22 protein-coding genes and 3 pseudogenes are annotated in these 20,726 nt (G+C 60.8%); 14 read left to right on the forward strand and 11 right to left on the reverse strand.

Annotation, left to right across the window (positions count from 1 at the left end):
• Nucleotides 1-13: 13 nt before the first annotated feature.
• The 3 genes from AC1DWG_RS25360 (at nt 14) to AC1DWG_RS25370 (ending at nt 2,303) form a co-directional block, all read left to right on the forward strand.
• The gene (locus AC1DWG_RS25360; protein WP_477759953.1) at nt 14-643 is read left to right on the forward strand and encodes a hypothetical protein; all 630 of its coding nucleotides are present in this window, start codon (nt 14-16) and stop codon (nt 641-643) included.
• A gap of 19 nt (nt 644-662) precedes the next feature.
• Nucleotides 663-1,292: a helix-turn-helix transcriptional regulator gene (locus AC1DWG_RS25365; RefSeq protein WP_477755654.1), complete on the forward strand. Its 630-nt coding sequence runs from the start codon at nt 663-665 to the stop codon at nt 1,290-1,292.
• Between the two features lie 150 nt (nt 1,293-1,442).
• Nucleotides 1,443-2,303 carry a CAP domain-containing protein gene (locus AC1DWG_RS25370; RefSeq protein ID WP_477755653.1) on the forward strand — a complete coding sequence of 287 codons (861 nt, stop codon included), beginning with the start codon at nt 1,443-1,445 and terminating at the stop codon, nt 2,301-2,303.
• A 574-nt stretch (nt 2,304-2,877) separates the two neighbouring features.
• Here the strand turns inward: AC1DWG_RS25370 and AC1DWG_RS25375 are convergent.
• Both AC1DWG_RS25375 and AC1DWG_RS25380 read right to left on the reverse strand, forming a co-directional pair.
• Entirely contained in the window at nt 2,878-3,510 is a 633-nt protein-coding gene (locus tag AC1DWG_RS25375; RefSeq protein WP_477762269.1) for a Vgb family protein, read from the reverse strand.
• A 957-nt stretch (nt 3,511-4,467) separates the two neighbouring features.
• Nucleotides 4,468-4,557 carry a hypothetical protein gene (locus tag AC1DWG_RS25380; RefSeq protein WP_477762270.1) on the reverse strand — a complete coding sequence of 30 codons (90 nt, stop codon included), beginning with the start codon at nt 4,555-4,557 and terminating at the stop codon, nt 4,468-4,470.
• Nucleotides 4,558-4,850: 293 nt separating this feature from the next.
• On the opposite strand from AC1DWG_RS25380, the gene AC1DWG_RS25385 reads away from it, so the two are divergent.
• A complete protein-coding gene (locus AC1DWG_RS25385; protein WP_477762272.1) occupies nt 4,851-5,609 on the forward strand; it encodes a DUF899 domain-containing protein in 759 nt (252 codons plus the stop codon).
• 66 nt (nt 5,610-5,675) lie between these two features.
• Nucleotides 5,676-5,912 (forward strand): annotated as a pseudogene (locus AC1DWG_RS25390) (DJ-1/PfpI family protein); the annotation flags it as partial.
• Here the strand turns inward: AC1DWG_RS25390 and AC1DWG_RS25395 are convergent.
• Both AC1DWG_RS25395 and AC1DWG_RS25400 read right to left on the reverse strand, forming a co-directional pair.
• A complete protein-coding gene (locus tag AC1DWG_RS25395; RefSeq protein ID WP_477762273.1) occupies nt 5,895-6,665 on the reverse strand; it encodes an APH(3')-II family aminoglycoside O-phosphotransferase in 771 nt (256 codons plus the stop codon). The pseudogene AC1DWG_RS25390 and the gene AC1DWG_RS25395 overlap by 18 nt on opposite strands.
• 71 nt (nt 6,666-6,736) lie before the next feature.
• Complete coding sequence (locus AC1DWG_RS25400; protein ID WP_477788488.1) at nt 6,737-7,231, reverse strand: DUF2938 domain-containing protein; 495 nt, start codon at nt 7,229-7,231, stop codon at nt 6,737-6,739.
• Nucleotides 7,232-7,312: 81 nt separating this feature from the next.
• Between AC1DWG_RS25400 and AC1DWG_RS25405 the strand changes: the two genes are divergently transcribed.
• Nucleotides 7,313-7,747 (forward strand): helix-turn-helix domain-containing protein, encoded by a 435-nt coding sequence (locus AC1DWG_RS25405; protein WP_477762275.1) that lies wholly within the window; start codon nt 7,313-7,315, stop codon nt 7,745-7,747.
• 105 nt (nt 7,748-7,852) lie between these two features.
• Here the strand turns inward: AC1DWG_RS25405 and AC1DWG_RS25410 are convergent, their stop codons facing one another.
• Entirely contained in the window at nt 7,853-8,467 is a 615-nt protein-coding gene (locus tag AC1DWG_RS25410; RefSeq protein WP_477762276.1) for a helix-turn-helix domain-containing protein, read from the reverse strand.
• 183 nt (nt 8,468-8,650) lie between these two features.
• Here AC1DWG_RS25410 and AC1DWG_RS25415 point away from each other — a divergent pair, with 183 nt between their 5' ends.
• The 4 genes from AC1DWG_RS25415 to AC1DWG_RS25430 all read left to right on the forward strand — a co-directional run bounded on the left by AC1DWG_RS25415 (nt 8,651) and on the right by AC1DWG_RS25430 (nt 12,048).
• Nucleotides 8,651-9,787, forward strand: a complete 1,137-nt coding sequence (locus AC1DWG_RS25415) for an NAD(P)/FAD-dependent oxidoreductase (RefSeq protein ID WP_477762277.1) — start codon at nt 8,651-8,653, stop codon at nt 9,785-9,787.
• A 27-nt stretch (nt 9,788-9,814) separates the two neighbouring features.
• Complete coding sequence (locus tag AC1DWG_RS25420) at nt 9,815-10,195, forward strand: RidA family protein (protein WP_477762278.1); 381 nt, start codon at nt 9,815-9,817, stop codon at nt 10,193-10,195.
• A 96-nt stretch (nt 10,196-10,291) separates the two neighbouring features.
• Nucleotides 10,292-11,347, forward strand: coding sequence for a YkvI family membrane protein (locus AC1DWG_RS25425; RefSeq protein WP_477788489.1), 1,056 nt, complete (start codon nt 10,292-10,294; stop codon nt 11,345-11,347).
• 275 nt (nt 11,348-11,622) lie between these two features.
• Nucleotides 11,623-12,048 (forward strand): N-acetyltransferase, encoded by a 426-nt coding sequence (locus AC1DWG_RS25430; protein WP_477762279.1) that lies wholly within the window; start codon nt 11,623-11,625, stop codon nt 12,046-12,048.
• A 292-nt stretch (nt 12,049-12,340) separates the two neighbouring features.
• On the opposite strand, the pseudogene AC1DWG_RS25435 reads toward AC1DWG_RS25430, so the two are convergent.
• Nucleotides 12,341-12,424: pseudogene (locus tag AC1DWG_RS25435) on the reverse strand (polar amino acid ABC transporter ATP-binding protein); the annotation flags it as partial.
• 4 nt (nt 12,425-12,428) lie between these two features.
• On the opposite strand from AC1DWG_RS25435, the pseudogene AC1DWG_RS25440 reads away from it, so the two are divergent.
• Together AC1DWG_RS25440 and AC1DWG_RS25445 are read left to right on the forward strand one after the other, a co-directional pair.
• Nucleotides 12,429-12,653 (forward strand): annotated as a pseudogene (locus AC1DWG_RS25440) (Lrp/AsnC ligand binding domain-containing protein); the annotation flags it as partial.
• 216 nt (nt 12,654-12,869) lie between these two features.
• On the forward strand, nt 12,870-13,142 hold the full coding sequence (locus AC1DWG_RS25445) for a DUF2790 domain-containing protein (RefSeq protein ID WP_477762280.1): 273 nt from the start codon (nt 12,870-12,872) through the stop codon (nt 13,140-13,142).
• Nucleotides 13,143-13,198: 56 nt separating this feature from the next.
• Here AC1DWG_RS25445 and AC1DWG_RS25450 read toward each other — a convergent pair whose 3' ends face one another.
• The 5 genes from AC1DWG_RS25450 to AC1DWG_RS25470 form a co-directional block, all read right to left on the reverse strand.
• A complete protein-coding gene (locus AC1DWG_RS25450) occupies nt 13,199-14,131 on the reverse strand; it encodes a LysR family transcriptional regulator (protein WP_477753302.1) in 933 nt (310 codons plus the stop codon).
• Nucleotides 14,132-14,195: 64 nt separating this feature from the next.
• Complete coding sequence (locus tag AC1DWG_RS25455; RefSeq protein ID WP_477762282.1) at nt 14,196-15,146, reverse strand: aldo/keto reductase; 951 nt, start codon at nt 15,144-15,146, stop codon at nt 14,196-14,198.
• Between the two features lie 23 nt (nt 15,147-15,169).
• Entirely contained in the window at nt 15,170-16,648 is a 1,479-nt protein-coding gene (locus AC1DWG_RS25460) for an efflux transporter outer membrane subunit (RefSeq protein WP_477788490.1), read from the reverse strand.
• Nucleotides 16,649-16,667: 19 nt separating this feature from the next.
• Nucleotides 16,668-18,164: a DHA2 family efflux MFS transporter permease subunit gene (locus AC1DWG_RS25465; RefSeq protein WP_477788491.1), complete on the reverse strand. Its 1,497-nt coding sequence runs from the start codon at nt 18,162-18,164 to the stop codon at nt 16,668-16,670.
• Nucleotides 18,164-19,300 (reverse strand): HlyD family secretion protein, encoded by a 1,137-nt coding sequence (locus tag AC1DWG_RS25470; protein ID WP_477762285.1) that lies wholly within the window; start codon nt 19,298-19,300, stop codon nt 18,164-18,166. Before AC1DWG_RS25470 ends, AC1DWG_RS25465 begins: the two co-directional genes overlap by 1 nt.
• A gap of 260 nt (nt 19,301-19,560) precedes the next feature.
• Between AC1DWG_RS25470 and AC1DWG_RS25475 the strand changes: the two genes are divergently transcribed.
• Together AC1DWG_RS25475 and mug are read left to right on the forward strand one after the other, a co-directional pair.
• On the forward strand, nt 19,561-20,187 hold the full coding sequence (locus tag AC1DWG_RS25475; RefSeq protein WP_477762286.1) for a TetR/AcrR family transcriptional regulator: 627 nt from the start codon (nt 19,561-19,563) through the stop codon (nt 20,185-20,187).
• Nucleotides 20,180-20,701, forward strand: a complete 522-nt coding sequence (gene mug / locus AC1DWG_RS25480; RefSeq protein ID WP_477762346.1) for a G/U mismatch-specific DNA glycosylase — start codon at nt 20,180-20,182, stop codon at nt 20,699-20,701. Before AC1DWG_RS25475 ends, mug begins: the two co-directional genes overlap by 8 nt.
• Nucleotides 20,702-20,726: the final 25 nt, after the last annotated feature.

Raw genomic sequence — 20,726 nt, forward strand, 5'->3', positions numbered from 1 at the left:
AGAGGGTGCCGTCATGAATATCAAAACCCTGGCTTTGCTCCTGCTGGCTTTCTGTGCGCAACCGGTCTGGAGTCAGACGCCCGCCGCCTCACCTGCCGCTGCCGACAGCCCCGCGCTGACCACGCGCCTGGCCGAGCGTGACCTTTGGGTCGAACACATTTTCTGGATCAGAAACTACGCGCTGGCCAATCAATCCGCCGACAAAAAGCAAGCCAAAGTCGCGGCGGACCAAGTCGTCGACAACGCGACCAAAATCGCCAACAGCATCGCCCCGCTCTACGGCCAACCGGCGGCGGATCAACTGCTCAAGCTGCTTGCCGGTCACTGGGGCGCGGTGAAACACTACAGCGATGCCACCGTCGCCAAAGACGCCAAGGGCAAGCAGGCTGCCGTCACCGAGTTGACCAGCAATGCCAAGGCGATTGCGGCGTTTCTGGCTACGGCGAACCCCAATCTGCCTGAGGCGACACTGGTGACGATGTTGTCGGCCCATGGCGGTCACCACGTCGCCCAGATCGATGAGTTTGCCGCCCACGATTACGCCGGCGAAGCCCGTACCTGGGCGATGATGCGCACGCACATCCTGGCCCTGGCCGACGCGCTGACCGCCGCGCTGGTCAAGCAATTCCCTGACAAGTTCTGATATCGCGCGAGGGCATCCCATGCTGGAAGGACTGGGCCGAACACAGCAGGACCTGCTCAATGCACTGCTGCACCATGCGGGCGGCATGAGCATTGACGAGTTGGCTGAACACCTGGCCGTCACGCGCACGGCGATCCGCCAACACCTGGCGGCGCTGGAGCGTGACGCTCTGGTGCTGCGCGGCGACACCCGTCCGACGGGCCGGCGTCCGGAGCAGCTGTATCGGCTCACCGACCACGCGCGGGAGCAGTTCCCTCGCCACTATCAGCTACTGGCCAGCATATTGATTGATGAAGTGGCGGGCATCATCGGTCCTGAAGCCCTGGCCTCGCTGATGCGCAGCATGGGCCGAAAACTGGCTTCGGACCTGGAACAACAGGTCGTGGATGAAGCCAGGATCGTGCAGCACATGAACCAGACGGGCTACGAAGCCGAGGTGTTTTTTCGCTCAGGAGGCACCCCGGAAATCGTCGCGCATAACTGCGTGTTCCATCGCCTGGCCGCCGCCCACCCGGTGGTCTGCGAACTGGACCTGGCCTTGATCGGCGCACTGGGCGGCGGTGAAGTCGAACACAGCGAATGCATGGTGCGCGGCGGGCATGTCTGTCGTTTCAGGCTGCGACCGAGCGAGGACCAGGATCCCGTTTAAACGGAGCACCACGCCTTACCCTTCGTCGGACGCCTCGGCTGGACGACAGGCAGCTGTTTGTCCGCCGTGAACCTTATGTCGAGTCACCAGTCATACCCAGCGCTTTCCCCCCACTCCTATCGTCGTCATCTCATCCGAGTTGCCCGTCCCATGCGCCAAACTGTCGTTGCCTTGCGCTTTTCTTCGCTGTGCCTGTTTTCCCTGCTTCCGGTTTTTGCAAGCCCCGCCCACGCCGATGGGCAACGGCAACTGGTAGACGCCATCAACGACTATCGCGCCCATCCGCAACGCTGCGACCGGCGGCCGACGCAACGCTTATCACCCCTGAAGCTCAAGTCGAACCTGGCCCTGCCCGTTGGCTATGGTGGTGGGTTGCGGGACCGGTTAAAGGCTTCCGGCTATCAGGCAACCATGGTGCGGTCCATCCGCGTGGTGGGTGCACGGGATGCCGAAGAAGCCTTCGATATGTTCCAGGACGAGCACTGCGCCGCGCTGCTCGACAACCAATACGCCGACATCGGTGTCAGCCGCGCCGGGAGCGAGTGGCAAGTGGTACTCGCCAAGCCGGTACTCGACGGGCAAACCAGCGATCCACGCAGCGCCGCACAGGCGTTGCTGGCGCAGGTCAACGCGGCCCGGGCCAAGCCGCGACTTTGCGGTCGCCAGCGTTTTGCCGCCGCACGGCCGCTGTCCTGGAGTGCTGCCCTGGGCTCCGCAGCACAAGGCCACAGCAAGGACATGGCCTACGGCAATTATTTCGCGCATCAAGATCCCGACGGTGACATGCCCTATGACCGTGCAAAGGCCGCCGGCTACCGTGGCCGGCAGATCGGTGAAAACATCGCCGCCGGGCAAGGTTCACCCAGCAAGGCCATGGCCGGCTGGCTCGCCAGCCCCGGGCACTGCGCCAACCTGATGAACCCGATGTTCACCCAGGTCGGTGCCGCGTACGCCGCCAACGCGCGCAGCGACAACGGTGTTTACTGGACGATGCTGTTTGGCGCGCCCTGAGCCGCTGACCGGACCCACCTTGCGGGCATTAAAAAGCCCGCACTGGGCGGGCTTCGTGGGTGAATGTAATAAGTAGGTGGCCGGCGCTGGTCTCCGGCTTACAAGGTTTATCAGGCCTCCCACAAAAGAGCCGTGAAACTGTAATGGAACTCTTCTGCTTCACACGGCATAAGGGCTGGATCCCAGCGCGGGGATCTTTCTAACCGTGTACCCTTCGGAACGCGCCCCACGTCTCCTTGCTATCCTTTTGCGCATCAGTCTGCGTCTTCACCTACAAGGTTGAGGATAGCAAAACAGACACGATTGCCAACCAGGCTTTTAGACCGATTTCGACCAGCAGAAAACATGGCTGGACGGAAAAAAACTAAGCCCGCAGCGCGGTTCGAAAGGGGCTGCGCATCCAACATTGATGGCGCCTGACACGCCGCCTTCGCTGTGTAGGAGCGAGCTTGCTCCGGGCGGCGTTCCGACGAAAGCGGAGTATCAGTCAGCATTGATGTTGAAGCTAACGGCCCCTTCGCGAGCAAGCTCGCTCCTACACAGCGAAGGGGCCGGCACATCCAACATCGGTGCCTCAGGCAGGCCGGCGCACCACCCTCACCTTGCCGCTATCGCCGCCACCGCAGAACAACCGCTCGCCACCATCGGACTCAAGCCCCGACACGCCCACGCCTTCGGGCATTGTCAGGCTTTGCAGCACTTCGCCCGATTGCGGATCGATCCGGCGCAGCTCGCTTTCATCGCCTTCCCACGTGCCGTGCCACAGCGCGCCGTCCACCCAGGTCACGCCGGTGACGAAACGGTTGGATTCGATGGTGCGCAGGATCTTGCCGGTCTCGGGGTCGATCTGGTGGATCTTGCGTTCGCGATACTGGCCCACCCACAACGTCCCTTCGGCCCAGGTCAGCCCCGAATCGGTGCCTGCGCCGGGGGCAGGAATGGTCGAGAGGATACGACCGGTGCGGGGGTCTATCTTGTGGATGCGGTCTTCGGCGATCTGGAACAGGTGTACTCCATCAAACGCGGTGCCGGCATGGGCAGCGACATCGATCGAGCCCAGCACCTTGCCACTTTCCGGGTCCAGGGCGTTGATTTTATTGTTGCATGCGAACCAGACCTTTTCGCCGTCCCAAGTGACGCCGCACACATGGTCGACATCGGCAAACGGGCCATATTCACGAATGATTTCAGCAGTTGCGTGTTTCATTCCGGCATTCCTCATTGGGGTTGGTGGCGTTCATCCTAGCCACCGGGCAGCGGCGCCGGGAGTAACAAGGTCGTCGTGAATCCCGGCACGGGCGGCGTCATCCAGCGCCGCGCGCGGCCACGGCCAAACCATTGCACCTTGCCCTCCTCCGCCAGTGTCTCGAGTGTCCGCTGTACCGTGCGCTGGCTGGTACCCAGCGCCAATGCCAGGGCGGAGCTCGACCACGACTCGCCATCGGCGAGGCAGGCAAATACCGCGGCAAATTTTTCCTCGACCGGCGGCGCCAGTGTCACCACCTGTGTACACACCGGTGATTGCAGGGCAAAACCGCGAGCCGTCGCGGTGATGCCGGCCAAGGGCTTGAGTGCTTGACGCAGCCTGCCGATTTCCACGCGAAGCCGTGCGCGATGGGATTCATCCGAGAGTTTCAAGCGGAACGCCCGGGCGATCAGCGTTTCCCGCGTAACGTCGGCGGGCCACGCCTCGGCCAATGTGCGGGCGAGTACGAACAGGATCGGCCTTGTAGCGAGCGACACCGACATGCCACAGCCGTGCACAACGTACCGGCAGGCATCCACCACCAGTGACGTTGAACAGAACAACGCTTCAACGTCATCGAGCAACAGCGGCCGTACTTCACCCCGCGCAATCAGGCGCGCCGCCGGGGCATCGAGCAGGCGCGCAGCGTGTTCGACCTCAGCCGTCAGCGCGGCAATCCCCGCTTGACTGGCAGCTTGCCCGGCCCTGTTCAACGCCTCCCGCGCCGCGTGCGATTGCAGGCGGCGAATGGCGATCCCCGCCAGCACCAGTTCATGGGTTGCCCGCAAGGCTGGCGGCAATGGGTCGGGGTCGAGTTCGGCCAATAACTGCTGCGCCTCGTCGAGCTGACCGATCAGCAGCAACCGGCGGATTTGCAGATACCGCGCATGGGCGGCATTGACCCGGTCACCGTGGTGTTCAAGGGTGACCCGCGCCGTTTCGAGCGCCTTGACCGGCCAGCCGAGTTCCCGCGAAGCCAGAGCGATTTCGGCCTCGGCCACCACACATCGGGCACGGGCCAGCACTTCCCTGGGCGCAAAGGCCCGTTGCGCACGCTTGACCAGCGCCCTGGCCCGCACCAGATCGCCCAGTTGCGCCATGGCGATACCGCGCAGGGCCAGCGCCGGCGCATCGTCGCGCAAGGCCACGCGGTCCAGCGCGCCCAACGGGTTCCCTGCGGCCAGCGCATGGGCAGCTGCCATGATCATCGAGTCCATCGAAATCCCGCCACGCTTGTCACTCCCCTCATTCGATACCCGGGTTTAGTCTAAATCACGACCTTTCACCAGGAGCGTACAACGATGAACACGCACAATACCGCGACCCGGGAACAATGGCTGGCAGCACGCTTGCAACTGCTCGAAGCGGAAAAGGCCCTGACCCGACGCAGCGATGAAGTCGCCAGGCAACGCCAGGCATTGCCATGGGTTCGTGTCGACAAGGCGTATCGCTTCGATACCGACAACGGCAGCGCAACCCTGGCCGAGCTCTTTCAAGGGCGCTCGCAGCTGCTGGTCTACCACTTCATGTTCGGGCCCGACTACACGGCCGGTTGCCCGTCCTGCTCAGCCATCGCCGACAGTTTCGACCCCGTCGTCATCCACCTGGCGAACCACGACGTGACCCTGATGGCGATATCCCGCGCGCCGTTGGCGAAACTGCGGGCCTACAAACGTCGGATGGGCTGGACCTTTCCCTGGGCCTCGGCCGCCGACAGCGATTTCACCGCCGACTTCAACGTTTACTTCACCGAAGCGCAGCAGCGTGAAGGGCTGGTCGAGTACAACTATCAGCGCGGCGGCCATGCCATGGACGCCAGTGAAATACCGGAACCGGTGAAACAGTTCGCCGCGACCTGTGGCACCGATGCGCCGACCTACACCCGCGACCGGCCGGGGTTGAGTACGTTCGTGTTGGAAGACGGCGAGATCTATCACACCTACTCCACCTACGCCCGGGGCCTGGACGGATTGTGGGGCATGTACCAATGGCTCGACCGCGCGCCCAAGGGGCGCAATGAAACGGGGCCCTGGTGGCGCCGGCATGATGAATACCAGTGAGCGCCAGCGGCGTCACTGACCGTCGATGAAGACATCCGCCAGTTTGTCCACCGACGCAGGCTTGGTCTGGGACTGGAGCCCATGGACCAGCCGCTGGTACGGCAGGGGAACGTTGCAACCGCTGGCGGATGCCTTGCGGCGCTCTATCTTGTGGGATGGCTGGTCGAGTCCTGGTTCGATGTCGACAAACGCCGCGCGACGCTGCTCCCTTTTCTGCCAGCTGGGCAGCAAGAGCTCTATGATGCCTTGATCGGGCTCAGCATCCGACAAGGAGAAGTCAGCTCATCAGTAGAACTCGTCTAGCAAACAGTAAAACGCTATACGTTGCTGATCTGGCTCTACACCATAGGCGCGAAAAAATGGCGCTACCCATGCCTGTCCAAGGTTGCGCTCTATGCTTCGGACAGCCAGTGCAAGATCTTGATAGATGTCACTGATGCCTAGCCGGCCGCAGTCGATGTAGCCGGTAAAGCTGCTTCCTTCGACCATGAAATTCGGTAGGCAGGCATCGCCGTGGGTGACCGCAAGATCATAGGTTTCAGGGAGCGTCGACAGCATCTCTGCGAAAACACCCTCAGCGGTCCGACCCAGCCGCTCATCGTCAAAGTCTGCCTCGTCAACGAGCCCGGCACTCACTCGACTCCTGGCGGCGGCTATGCGCTGCTCCAAGGGGTGATCAAAGGGACATGTATCAATTGGCATCTGGTGCAGAGTACGTAGTGCCGCCGCCAGGATGCTGATGACTTGGGGTGGAGACAAATCGTTGGCACTGGCCAGATCATGTCCAGGGACGGCACTCATGAGTAACCAATGGCGATTATTTTCTGTCGTAGCATCAAGAACTGTTGGCCCAGGCAGGTCAAGCCGGTTCATCCAACGAAGACGCTCAATCTCTTGCGGCAGCTCACTGTGTGCGCCAATGGGCTCGGACTTCACGAACAGGTGTTCCCCATTGATGCAGCGGATGCGAGAAACCTCGGCTCCTGACTCTCCGATAGTTTGTCGTTCAATAGGCGCCCCACTGAATGTTTGGGACCATTGGGTAGGAATGTACATACTGTCACTTACTCAAGTGTTGGCGGATTTACTGCCAGTCGGTTGCATGACAAGCAAGACTCAAACCCTGCTCACTTCGAAGCCAAGGCAATCACCACCGCGGACAGGTAGAGGCCAACACCAAAGACGGCATGATTTATTGAACTGCGCATGCAGTTCTTGGCCGGCGTCGGCGTCTTGGAGGATACAAATCCTGCCCCCATGGCGGGCTGTATAACAAAAAGCGGGACTGCCACTGTTGCCACGCCCAAAGCGATTGCTGGCAGGAAAGTTGGTTCCTGCAGCCAGGCGACTCCTTGAATGCACGCCAGTAACACCGCGAAAGCAACACCCGTGGCGTAGTGCGCCACCCAGCCCAGGACCACTTCACCTCGCACCGGCATCGCTTGTCCAATGCTGGCATGAGCGAATTTGCCTTGGCATACATGACCTACCCAGCGCCCGACGAAAGCGAAATTCAGCGTTGGAACGCCAAAGGCCTTCATGAGGAACATCCACAAATCCATGACGACGGTAGCGCCAACCCCCAACAGAAAAACCTGTGCAACCACTTCCAGCGATGCCATACCTACCTCTTGTTCATGGACCAATTAATCTTGCCGATGCATGATAGAAGTTGAAGTCAACTTCAAGTCAATGGGCTGAAAATGGATATCACTGAGGTCGTCAAACGCACGGGAATTCCTGCCCACACATTGCGTTTCTACGAGAAGAAAGGCTTGATCGCGTCAGTCAGCCCGCGCGGGGCTCGCCGCCAGTTTGCGTCTGCCGTGGTTGAGCAGTTGGCTGTTATCGCACTCGGACAGGCTGGCGGTCTCTCGCTGGACGAGATACATGCCATGCTTTCCCCGAATGGTAAGGCAGTTGTTGATAGAGACGTGCTTTTGGCCAAGGCGGATGAGATTGATGCGACCGTCAAGCAACTACAGGCGATGAGTCGGGGATTGCGGCATGCGGCCGCATGTCCAGCCCCTAGCCACGCAGAATGCCCGAGATTTCATCGGTTACTCAAGGTCGCAGCGGCTGGTGTCTTTAAACGGGGCAGGCTTTCGGCGCCACATCCTGCGCCCGTTCGGTCTTGAGCACACCGCACGAGCGCAATGGAGTTCCTGGCATCCTTGGAATATGGCAGGCCCTATCTCGAGCTGGAATGTGAGTACGACCTGGATCTGACAGCCCCCTCAGCGTCAGTATTCCGACATCACCACCATCACTTCAGCATCGGCGCCATCCTCGCCTTCAGCCAGATAAATATGACCAATCGAGCTGTTGAAATAGGCTGTTTCGCGACAGCCGATGCTGATTGATTCACCCGTTTCGAATTGAATGCGCACACGACCTGAAAGGACGACGGCGAACTCTTGTCCGGGGTGACGGATGTAGTCTTCGAACTGATTCAGTTCGCGCGCACAGATCCGCGCGTACATGGGCGTCATGCTGCGTCCGGGGAAATCCCCCGCCATCGGGTGATATTCGTAATTGCCCGTGCTGTAACCCGCCGCACTGTCGATGGCGGTGCTGACCACCGTGGGCTGTACAGCACTGACGCCCGCCTTGGCCGGACTGAAAAGCTGGGCAATGTCCACACTCAGGGCCCGAGCTGCGGCCGCTAGTTTTTCGTAACTCACCGACACTTGCGCCAGCTCCATTTTCGACAAGGTCGACAGCGCCACGCCTGAACGCTCGGACAGCTGCTTAAGCGTCAACTTCTGGTTTTTGCGGATGACACGCAGGCGGGCACCGACCTGGGCGCGATCTATCAAGGGATGGTCCGTGGGACACGAGACTCGATCGGAACTCATGCAGACTCTCTATCGTACAAAAAACGGTGCCCGGAACTGAGCCAAGGCAGGGGCTGGAATAATACCTCAAGGTAATGGGTTGACCGGGGAATTCTCATATCTTACATTTCTCTTATCTGAGAATTATAAAAATAAAGGGAAGAACATTTCTTTCCCATCCCCAGAGACAGGAGGTACTTCGGTATGCACGACAGCGTATGTTTCGATTTCGCCATCATCGGCGGTGGTATTGCGGGGGCCTCCCTCGCCTATCGCTTGGCCGGGCAAGCCAGCGTTGTGGTGCTCGAGCGTGAGAGCCAGCCGGGTTATCACGCCACCGGACGCTCCGCCGCGATGTTCATGGAAAGCTATGGCACACCGCAGATCCAGGCATTGACCCGAGCCAGCCGGGACTTCTATGAGCAACCGCCAACTGACTTCACCGAGCATGCGCTGCTGGAACCTCGCGGCTGTCTGTATGTCGCAGGCGAGGGGCAGCAATCCCTGCTGAAACAAACCTTCGAAGTCGGCCGGGCACAGGCTGGCAATGTTTCATTGATTGATACCGAGCACGCCCTCGCGTTAGTGCCGTGCCTGCGCCCAGAGGCGATTGTCGGGGCGATGCTCGAAACCGACGCCCGTGACCTGGACGTCCACGCGCTGCACCAAGGTTTTTTGCGGGCCATGCGCCGAGCCGGTGGCGTGCTGCAGTGCGACGCCCAACTGAGCGTCGCCACCCGCGAAGGTCGACACTGGCACCTGACACTGGCCGACGGCCGCCAGTTGCGCGCACGCAATCTGGTGAACGCCGCGGGTGCCTGGGCCGACCAGGTGGCGCAGCAGTGCGGTGTGAAGCCCATTGGGATGCAGCCCTGCCGACGCACCGCCTTTACCTTCGACGGCCCTGAGGGCATGGACTTCTCACGCTGGCCTGCGGTAATCGGCATCGACGAAAGTTTTTACTTCAAACCGGACGCCGGCCAACTGCTGGGCTCGCCGGCCAACGCCGATCCCGTCCCGCCACAGGACGTGATGCCCGAAGAGCTGGACATCGCCACCGGGATCTACCACATCGAAGCCGCCACCTCCTTGACCATCCGCCGCCCACGCCACAGCTGGGCCGGCCTGCGCTCGTTCGTCGCTGACGGTGATCTGGTGGTCGGCTGGGACGATCACTGCGAAGGCTTCTTCTGGCTGGCGGCACAGGGCGGTTATGGCATTCAGTCCGCGGCCGGCGTATCGCAATTGGCCTGTGCCCAATTGCTCGATCAACCCCTACCCGAAACACTGCGCCGCCAGGGCGTCGAGCCACAACGCCTGGCACCTGGCCGCCTGCGTTAATCATTCATCCCGATGAGGTTCCATACCATGTCTGACAATCTCCAGCGTTACCCCAGCCACCTGCCCTATCCGTTCTCCAAAGCCATTCGGGTCGGCGATTTTTTGTTCCTCTCAGGGCAAGTACCGATGACCCCTGCGGGCGAGGTGGTGCTCGGTGATATCCGCGAGCAAACCGAGGCCGCCATGGCCCGCATCGGCGAGACCCTGGCCGAATGCGGGGTGGGTTTTGATCAGGTGGTGAAGGCCACAGTGTGGCTGACGGACATGCAACATTTCGCCGGTTTCAACGAGGTGTACAAGCGCCACTTCGAGAATGGTTTCCCGGTGCGTTCCACGGTCGGCGGCGCCCAGTTGGCGCTGGGGGTCGACGTGGAAATCGAAGTCCAGGCCTGGGTCGGCGCCCGCTGATCCACCCCTGCCGTTTGCCAGTGCGATGCCCCGGGACGGCCATGAACAGTGGTCGTCCCCATAAGCCATAACAAAAACAATTTGAGGGAAATCGTCATGAAAGAAAGTCTGAAAATAGCCGGTGCATTTGTCGGTGTGATTGTCGGTGCAGGATTCGCTTCCGGTCGGGAACTGCAGATGATGTTCGTGGATTTCGGCGTATGGGGACTGCTCGGGGCGGTGGTCAGCGCCGCGCTCTTCACCTTTCTCGGGATGGCATTGGCGGGCATGGGTAGCCGACTGCAGGCAAAGTCCCACAAGGACGTAGTCCATGCACTGTGCGGACGCTACCTGGGCACCTTTGTCGACCTGATGATCACCTTCTTCATGTTTGCGGTGACCGTGGTCATGTTGGCCGGCGGCGGCGCCTTGCTGGAACAACAGTTCGGCATTCCCGCCATGTTCGGCAGCGTGGCGGTGACCCTGATCGTGGTCGCCATCGTGTGCCTGGATGTACAGAAAGTGATTGGCATGATTGGCGCCGTCACTCCGCTGTTGATCCTGACGGCGGTAGCGGTGGCCCTGTATGGCGTCGCCACCCGGGGTTTGAGTTTCGGTGAACTCAATCAACTGGCCAGCCAGCAAGACGCTGGCGCAAGCCATTGGCTGCTGGGAGCGTTATTGTACGTGTCTTACAACATCGTGGCCGGGGTGCCGTTTCTGGCGATCATGGGCGGCGCTGCGAAATCCGAGAAGCAAGCCATCTGGGGTGGCATCTTCGGTGGCGCGTTGCTGGGGCTGCTGATGCTGGTGATGAGCCTGGGATTGCTGTCACGCCTGGACAGCGTGGCGGATTTGCCAATGCCCATGCTGTCCATCGCCACGGAGGTTTCGCCAGTCCTCGGTCTGCTGATGGCGGTGATCATTTTCCTGATGATCGTCAACACGGCCGTCGGTACCTTGTATTCCTTTTCGGCCCGGCTACTGCCGGCAGGCACTCGCAAATTCCGCGTCGGCTCAGCGGCCGCTGGCGCACTGGCTTTCGTCGGTAGCCTGGTCGGGTTTGTCAACCTGGTGGGCCAGGTCTATCCACTCTTTGGCTACCTGGGCTTTTTGCTGATTGGCGCAGTGGTCGTTGGCTGGTTACGCGTAGGACGCCTGGCCCAGGCTTAATCAGTCGATAGTGGCGTGCTGAGCAAAAAAACGATCAGTGCGACCATGACCATCAACGGAATCGGCAGGCCGTACGGGGCGATACTCATGCCAGCGGCCCAAATAGACTGTCAGCGTCCAGAGCAAACCGGTGCTGGCGTTGGCGGTCACAGTTCCAGCCCCATGTATGGCTGATCGATCAGAATCAGTGCCAGGTAGATCTGCAAACGGAGGACCGTTGCGCGGAGCACGCATTTGGCACAATGTTTTCTTCCTGACTCAATCGTTGAGGTCTCATGATCCGCGACTTTCGAAACGTTGACCTGGAGCCCGTATTGGACATTTGGCTACGAGCGTCAATCCAGGCGCATCACTTCATAGCCCCCGAATTCTGGCGTAGCCAGCTTGCTGCCATGCGTGAGGTCTACCTACCCGGCGCCATGTCCCGAGTGTTTGAGGCAGACGGGACGGTAGTAGGATTCTGCTCTGTGTATGGAGACACACTTGCGGCGCTATTCGTATCGCCTGAGCGTCAGGGGGACGGCATAGGTACGCAGCTTCTCGCGGACGTCATGGCATCCAAGTCAACTCTACAGCTGACTGTGTATTCGGCGAATGCGCCCAGTATCCATTTCTATGAGAACCAGGGCTTTGTAGTTCTCAATGAACAACTGGATGCGCACACTGGCCACCTTGAGAAGGTGATGCGCTGGGTCGCCTAATCTGACTAATGTAGCTATAGGCGAAAGGAAAATGACAGGTCGCGCTAGCTTCAGCGTATGTGTCTGCCCAACTGACCTTGTGTCGTTAAGGGCCCGTGATTTTCGATGGGAAGACGGACAAGGAGCAATCAATAGCTGGCGCAACCCCGGCGCGTACTCCGTACCATCCGCGATCTCAAACCGTAACGCCGATGAAGATCAGCAGCTCCAGAAGCGATTCAGTCCATTGCCCGCGTCGTAACTTCGACGTTTGATCGCGCCTGCCCCGGGCGTTCAGAAGCGAAAGCGCAACTTATCTATCGTGCAGATGCTTTTTCAAGAACGACCGGGTTCGTTCCTGGACAGGGTTTTGCAGGATCTCTTGCGGTGCCCCCTCATGCCTGAAACGCACACCCGCAATCAGCTTGCTGGACCTGCTTGCGCAAAACTCGCAGGTACGACGAGTCTCCTCGGTCAGTGACCAGCTCGACCTGGTCATTGAGGTCGAATCGCGAACCATTGATGATCTGAACCGGGTCAGAGATGCAGTAGCCAGTCACGAATCCGTTGAAGACATCACCACCGCTGTCGTTCTGCGACGCGATATTGATCGGCAGAGTTCCTGATTTGCCTGGGGGAGAGGTCTTGAGACCGGCTCCCCGCCAAAGCCCCCTCGATTCATGAGCAATCCGGCAACAGTGTTTATCCCGCCGACCGATTTTTGCGCCCCCGCCAAACGCCTAATATCGGCTCTACCCAAGTGAGCAAACCCAGTCAGATGCAACCCGCTCACAAGGTTAAACACCCTTGCAGGACAACGCTTCAACCACGAGGTGAAGATCATGAAACTGTTGAACATCGCACTCTTTGTTGCCCTTGGCGCCGCCGGTGCCCAGGCCTTTGCAGAGGACAGCCACTCAACTGCCGCCACCAGCCAACCGCCGGTTGAAACCTACACATACGGCACCAGGCTCGATATCAAGCGCGTCATCGAAGTATCGGAAGTCGCCGATGAATGCGGACCGGTCCCGGCGCGCATGACCTATGAAGATTCCCGGGGTCAACGCCGCACCATTGAGTACCAAGTAATGGGCAGCGGTTGCTCGAACGGTTGAGCACTTTATGGACGATGGAGGGTCGACACTCCATGCATACAGCGCCAACCACAACGCTATACAGATGCACCGACAATTTTTTCATCAGCCGCGAGCAAACCCGGAATGGAATGCTTCAGAAATTCCACCCAGGTTTTTATTTTTGCATCCACGAACTTGCGTGACGGGTAGATCGCAAACAGGTTCAGCTCTTCAAGCCGATACCCTGGCAGTACCCGCACCAAAGTCCCCGCCCGCAGGCCCTCGACGGCCGAAGCAATCGGTTGAATACCAATCCCCATCCCGTTCTTGATCGCGAAAGTCATGGCGTCGGCTGTGTTGACGTGAAAGGGCGACACCGGCGTGCTGAACGTTTCTATCCCAAGCGGGCCTTCAAACACCCAGTTCTCGGCTGGCATGACCGTGTTGACGATTCGCAGGCAATCATGGCCTTCCAGATCACCCGGCGATTCGGGCGTCCCGCGTTTTTTCAGGTAAGCCGGCGAGGCGCAGAGAATGCTGTAGGTGATACCCAGCCGCTGGGCGACAAACCCGGAATCGGGCAGGTCCCGCGCCAGCACAATCGACATGTCATAGCCTTCCTCCAGCAAATCCGGCAGCCGATTGGTCACGGTCAGGTCAAACAGAACCGAAGGATAGGTTTCTCTGTAGCGGGCAATGGCGCCGATCACGTAATGGTTGCCGATGGCCGACATGGCATGGATTTTCAGCCGGCCTGCGGGCATGACCTGCGCCGTACCCGCCTCTTCGTCGGCCTCGCGCATGTCCTGCAGAATCCGCTCGCAGCGCTGCAAATAGCGCACACCGGCTTCGGTCAGTGCCAGGCGCCGGGTGGTGCGGTTGATCAGCCGCGTTTGCAGCCGGGCCTCCAGGCTGGAAACGGCTTTTGAAACGTTGGTCGTGGTGGTGTCCAGCATCGCGGCCGCTGCCGTGAAGCTGCCGCTTTGGGCTACCGCCGCGAAACAGCGCAGGGTCTGGAAAACATCCATCGTTTTCACCTCAAGGGATAGGCAAGCAGGACGGCCCCGTGACGGACCGCCCTGGCGTCAGTAACTACTGCTTGCGCGGAATGAACCCGGGGACGCCGGTTTCAACCACCGAGTTGAAGCGTATACGGGTTGTGATGTCTTGCTGGATTTCAACCATGGCCCTGAGCGGCAAGGTCGAGATATCGATATTTTCCCGGATATGGCTCGGCGTTGCCGAGGTGGTCAGGAACGCTACCCCACGTTGTACCGACCAGGCCAGCGCCACCTGGGCCGGGGTTTTCTGCACACGCCGGGCGATGCCGGCAAGCACCGGGTCCTGCAGCACATTCGGTTCCATGCCATGCCCCAATGGCGCAAACGCCAGCAGGATAATCCCGTGCGCCTTGCAGAACTCCAGCAACTCCCACTCCGGCAAATAAGGGTGAGACTCGACCTGCACCACGGCGGGTTTTATCCGGGCGTCGGCAACCAGCGCCTTCAGCGCCTGCAGCGTGATATCGGACACCCCGATGGACCTCACCCGCCCCTCATCCACCAGCCGCTCAAGCGCCCGCCACGTCTCGATCAACGTCACGCCGTCGTCGTAGATGACATTGCCCTGCTCATCCCTCGGGTCCTGGTTGTCGCCGGGTTGAAAGGCAAACGGCGTGTGGATCAGGTAGCAGTCGATGTAGTCCACTTGCAGGCGTCGGCAACTGGCTTCGAACGCGGGTTCTACGCGCTCGGGACGATGGTTGGTGTTCCACAGTTTGGTGGTGATGAACAGCTCCTCGCGCCGGACTTTGCCGGCCTCCTGCACTTCCTTCAATGCAACGCCAACCTGCGCTTCGTTGCGATAACGCTCGGCGCAATCGAAATGGCGGAAACCGGCGGCCAGCGCCTCCTTCACCGCTTCAGTCGTGGTGGCGAGATCGCGCAACAACGTACCGAACCCAACCGCCGGCATCTCGACCGCCCCATGGTTGAGCAGGAATCCGGTATCGCGCAGTCCGTCGTGAAAGGCTTCATAAGTCATGTCATTACTCCAGGCCGCAGCCATTATTGATACGAAGGTTTCTGCCCGTCGCCCGACGCAACGCGTTGCTCGAAGGCACCGACCGAGTTGCCGCCCAGCGCAACGAACAGTTGCACGGTGTCGAGGTACTGCGCGGTTTTCACGCGGATCTGTCCCAGCAGTGCCTGCTCATAGGCACGCTCCGCTTCCAGGACCTGGAGAATGCTGTTCTCGCCTTGCGCGAAGGCCTGCTGGTTCAACTGCAAACTGGTTTCGGCCGCGCGCAATGCGTCGGTCTGGGCCAGATGTTCCTCGGCGTCATGGTTGATCGCCTGCAAGGTGTCGGCGACCTGGCCGAACGAGGTAATGACCGTCTGTTGGTAACCGGCGAGTGTCGCTTTGTAGCCGTCGACGGCAGCTTGTTGTTCAGCCTTGAGCGTGCCGCCATCGAAAAGCGGTCCGGCCAACCCGGCAGCGAAACCCCAGAGTGCCGCGCCGCCATTGCCGGAAGCCGCCTGCGCCAGGGACGCGGACAGCGTGACGTGGGGATAGAGATTCGCCGTCGCCACGCCCACCGCTGCGCTGGCCATGTGCAGTTGCGCCTCGGCTTGCAGCACATCCGGCCGGTCGTGGGCCATTTCCGAAGGCAGGCTCACCGGCATGTTCGACGGCAGGGCAAACTCGCTCAAGTCGAAGTCGGGAGCGATCCAGTCCGCCGGCCCCTTCCCCGTCAGGATTGACAGCGCATGGCGTGCGGCATCGCGTTGCTGAGCAAGAGGCGGCAACAGCGTGCGGTCCTGGGCGAGACGGGTCTCGGCCAGCGATACATCGATCTGCGTGGTGCTGCCATTGAGGTGGGCCATGCGCACCAGCTCAAGGTTCCTTGCGTCATTGGCCAACAGCTTTTCCACGGCTTGTATCTGCGCGTTGGCGGAAGCCACCAGCAACGCCTGGCTGGCGACGTTGCCGGTCAGGGTCAGGTACGCCGCTTCGTAGCGGTGCCTTTGCAGGTCGGTAAACGCCTGCTGTTGTTCAACCAGCCGCTTGTTGCCGCCGAACACATCAAGGTCGAACCCCACCCGCGGTCCTATCGCGTAGAAATTGGCGATGGAGGGTTCCTTGGTGTTGTGCAGCCGTTGACGACCGGCCACGCCAGCGAAATCGACCTGCGGATACAGCGCACCCTGCGCCGCCGCCACAGAAGACGCTGCTTGCCGGATCGTGGCATCGGCGGCCACCAGATCCAGGTTGCCGTCGATGGCACGACGAACCACGTGGTCGAGTTTCGGCGAGCCAAAGACAGACCACCAATCGCCATTGACCTTCTTGCCGAGGTTGATGCGAGGGTTGCCACCCTGGGCCAGACGCTGCTCGGCCTGTGGGTCATAGTGCTGCGATGCACTCGCCGCCGGTGCTTGATAGTCGGGACCAACGGTGCAGGCCGTCAGGAATGCAAGCAGCGACAACGCCGCGAATTTCGTTTGCAGCAGATAGCGGTTGATGACCAGCGCATAAGAATTCATTTGGCACTCTCCACGAACACTAATTGGCCGCAACGGGCTTGCGAAGCAACAACACCAGCGGGCTCACCACCAGCATCACCACCATCAGGATCTTGAACTGGTCGATCACGGCGATGAACGCGGCCTGGCCGGTGATCATTTCGTTGAGCCCATCCAGCACCTGCAACGGCGCCGAGGCCAGCGAATGCGCAGCAGCGCGGTACGGCGTCAGGTTGCTGGCCAGCGCCATGTGCATCGCCTGGGTGTTGTTGAAGAAGAACAACTGCACGATCGCCACGCCCAGGGTGCTGCCGTAGACACGGGCCAGGTTGAACAGGCCTGTGCCTTCGGGGCGCAGCGTCGGGTCGAGCGTGCTGAACGCGACCTTGGTCACCGCCGGCATCAGGATGCCCAGGCCCACGCCCTGGATCGCACCGGCGACGGCCACGGGCCACTCGTCCATCAGCGGCGAATAGCCGAGCATCAGCCAGTTGGCATAAACCACCACCGCCACGCCTGCCGCCACGAAGGGACGACGGTCAAAGCGCTCGGGCAGCCGCCCCATCAGCACAAAGGCGCCAACCAGGCCCATGCCACGGGGAATCGTCAAGGCGCCGGTAGTGTCCGGCGGATAGCCGAGAATCTCGTCCAGCATCGGTGAGGTCAGGGCCATGGTCGACAACAGCACGAAACCGAGGGCGAAAAAGATCACCGTCGACAACACGAAGTTGCGGTCCTTGAGCAGGCGTTTGTTGAGGAAATGCACATTCGAGGTCAGCACATGCACCAAGAACAGATAGGCCCCCAACGCAGACGCCACGGCTTCAAGCCAGATCTCGGGCGAAGCGAACCAGTCCAGGCGCTCACCCCGGTCGAGCAACATTTGCAGGCTGATCAGGCCGAGGGTGAAGGTGCCGAAACCGAAGAAATCGAACGCAGGAGCTTTCTCGGCCTTCTTCTCGGTCAGCAACAGCGCCGCCACCAGGAAGATAAACGCCGACAGTGGCACGCTGAGGTAGAACATCGGCCGCCAGCCAAAATGTTCGGCGATCCAGCCGCCGATACTCGGGCCGCTGACGATGCCGAACAGCACAATCGCCGTCCACTTCGCGCCAAACGTTGCACGCTTGTCCTGCGGCAAGGTTTCCATGGCAATCGCCATCGACAGCGGCGCCAGTACGCCACTGGCGATGCCTTGAATGATGCGCGCCCCCACGAACTCCAGCGGCGTCGCCGCCACCGTGGCGAGCAACAAGCCAAGGACGAACATCGCCAGCGCCGCCTGATACACGAGCTTCAAACCAAAGCGTCCGGCCAGCCATTGCGCGAGCGGCATGCTGATCGCACTCGCGGCCAGGTACGAAGTGAAAATCCAGCCCGCCTGATCGTCGCTCATCGACAGGCTGCCCTGAATCAACCTGAGTGCCGCGTTCGGCAGCGGCAGGTTCGCCGACTGCATGTAGGTCGCCAGCAAGGCGGCGAACCTGAGCGAGCGCCCACCCTCCCCTCCGGGGTTTACCACCGATTGGGTGTTCATCAGAAGTTACCTGCGGTCAGCAATGCCTTGAGCGGGTGCCACCAGGGGCTTTGAAACTGGGTATTGATCCGCACCGTGGCGCTGGTCCCGGAGAACAGCGGCAGTGCCGGGTCCACCTCGTCGAGCTCAAGCCGTACCGGTACCCGCTGCGTCACCTTGACCCAGTTGCCGGTCGCATTCTCCGGCGGCAGCAGCGCAAAATCCGACCCGGCCCCCGGGCTCATGCTGGTGACGTGGGCCTTGAACACGCGATCCGGGTAGGTATCGATGCGGATGGTGGCTTCCTGCCCCGGGCGCATGTGGGTCACGTCGGTCTCGCGGAAGTTGGCCTCGATCCAGATCTCGTGACCGGACAACAAGGCAAAGGCCGGCGCGCCGTTGTTCACATGGTTGCCCACCTGCAGGTCGTCAACCTTGGCCACGATGCCATCCTGCGGCGCATACACCGTGGTGTACGAGAGGTACAACTGCGCCTCGTCGAGCTGCGCCCGGGCCTCGCGCACCGTCGGGTGACTGTCGGCATCGATGTCCGGATTGCCGTTCAAGGCAACCACGGTGCTGGCGATCTGTTGTTCGATGGACGCGATCCGTTGCCGCGCCACCTTCACGTCGGTGTCGGCACGTTCGTAAATCGACTTCGAAACGAACTCAGTCGCAACCAAGGCCTTCTTGCGGGCAAAATCCTTTTGGTCGAAGTCAGCCGACTCTTTCGCCGATTGCAGTTCAGCTTGTTGCTGGCGATAGCTGGCCTTGAGCCCGTCAATACGCAGCCGCGCCACGCCCAGTTGTGCTTGCGCGCGGTCGACGGCGATCTGGAACGGTTTCGGGTCGATCCGGAACAACACCTGGCCCTTGCGGACCTGCTGATTGTCCTCGACGGCGATCTCCACCACTTGTCCAGAGATCCGCGCATTGATCGATGCCTTCGCCACTCGGGCGTAAGCGTTGTCGGTCGAAACATACGCCTGCCCCGACACGTAGTGGGCATAGCCCAGCGCCGCGAACAGGATAGGAACACCCACCATCAGCCAGGGGCGCAACCTCTGTTTCAGTGGTTTGTTGATACGCGAGTCAGCCGGGATTGGGCCTGGGTGCTCGAAGGTCTGCGAAGCCGGGATATCGAACGATTTGGTCATGATCGAGTTCACCTTTAGCCGGGTAATCGGGCCGGCATCGGCAACAAGCGCCAGCGGCCCGCAGGTCAATAAATGCTGTAAACAAACAAGCCCGTGCGCGGTCAGGAGGATCGCTCCCACCGCGTCGGTTTCGTCGCCGCAACACTCAGTTCGCGCTCGGCTACCACAAACCCTGGAACAAGGAATTTCTGATTCCTTAATTTTGTGCGATGGTGTAAGAATATCCCTCGACCCACCCTCCTACAAGGATTTTGTACGACATGGCACAAAATAAATCGACAGAGGGCAAAGCCCGCGGCCGCCCTCGCGCCTACGACCCGCAGACAGCGTTGCAACAGGCGCTCGGTGTGTTCTGGAACACCGGCTATTCCGGCGCGTCGCTCGATAGCATCGCCACCGCCGCCGGCATGAATCGCCCCAGCCTCTATGCGGCATTCGGCGACAAGCACGCGCTCTATATCAAAGCGCTGGAGCAATATTGGGAGTTTGCCGCGGCGTCCATGCGCGAGGCGCTGACGGACCTGGAGCTGCCGTTGGCCGAGGCCTTGCAGCGTTTCTACGAGGGGCAGTTATCGATTTACTTCTCGGGAGACGGCCAGCCGCGCGGTTGCTTCGCCATCGGCACGGCAACCACCGAAGCCGTCGAAGACCCGGAAATTCGTGAAGTGCTGTCCGACCGCTTGAGCCGGCTGGATGCCGACCTGGAAGTTCGCCTGCAAGCGGCGAAAAATGCCGGCGAGTTGAAAGGCGATGTCAACCCCGCGGCCCTTGCCGTGCTCGCCTCGTCTCTGCTGCACAGTATTTCGATACGAGCCAGGGCCGGTAAATCCCGAGCCGAGCTGACGGAGCTGGCACGCAATGCGATCAGAGTCATCTGCGGTGGGTGAAAAACTCGAAGACATTCTTGCCGGGCAGTTGGCCGTGATCTTCTGCGGCATCAATCCCGGAATGACTGCCGCCAGCCAAGGTCACCATTTTGCGGGGCGCGGTAATCGTTTCTGGCGCACGCTGCATCTCGCCGGGTTTACCCCGGAGCTTGTGCGGCCGGAAAACGATCGAACGATCTTGAGCTATCGATGCGGATTGACCGCGGTGGTCGAACGGCCGACGGCCAGCGCGGATCAGTTGTCCGTGGACGAGTTCACCGCCGCGGCCGCGGCCTTCGAACAGAAAATCGCACGCCATGCGCCGCGTTTCGTGGCGTTTCTGGGCAAGGCGGCGTATGCCGCGCTGTCCGGTCAGCGCGACATTGCCTGGGGCCTTCAAGCAAAAACCTTCGGCAATGCCTCGGTCTGGATCCTGCCCAACCCCAGCGGCAGAAATCGCGGGTTCAACCTCGAGCAACTGGTGACGGCCTACCGCGAACTGCGCCTGGCCGTCGACGACCAACAGCGGGTGTAATCACGCCGGAGGAATCGTCGCGAGC

The organism is Pseudomonas sp. P4_B3 (assembly GCF_056402295.1).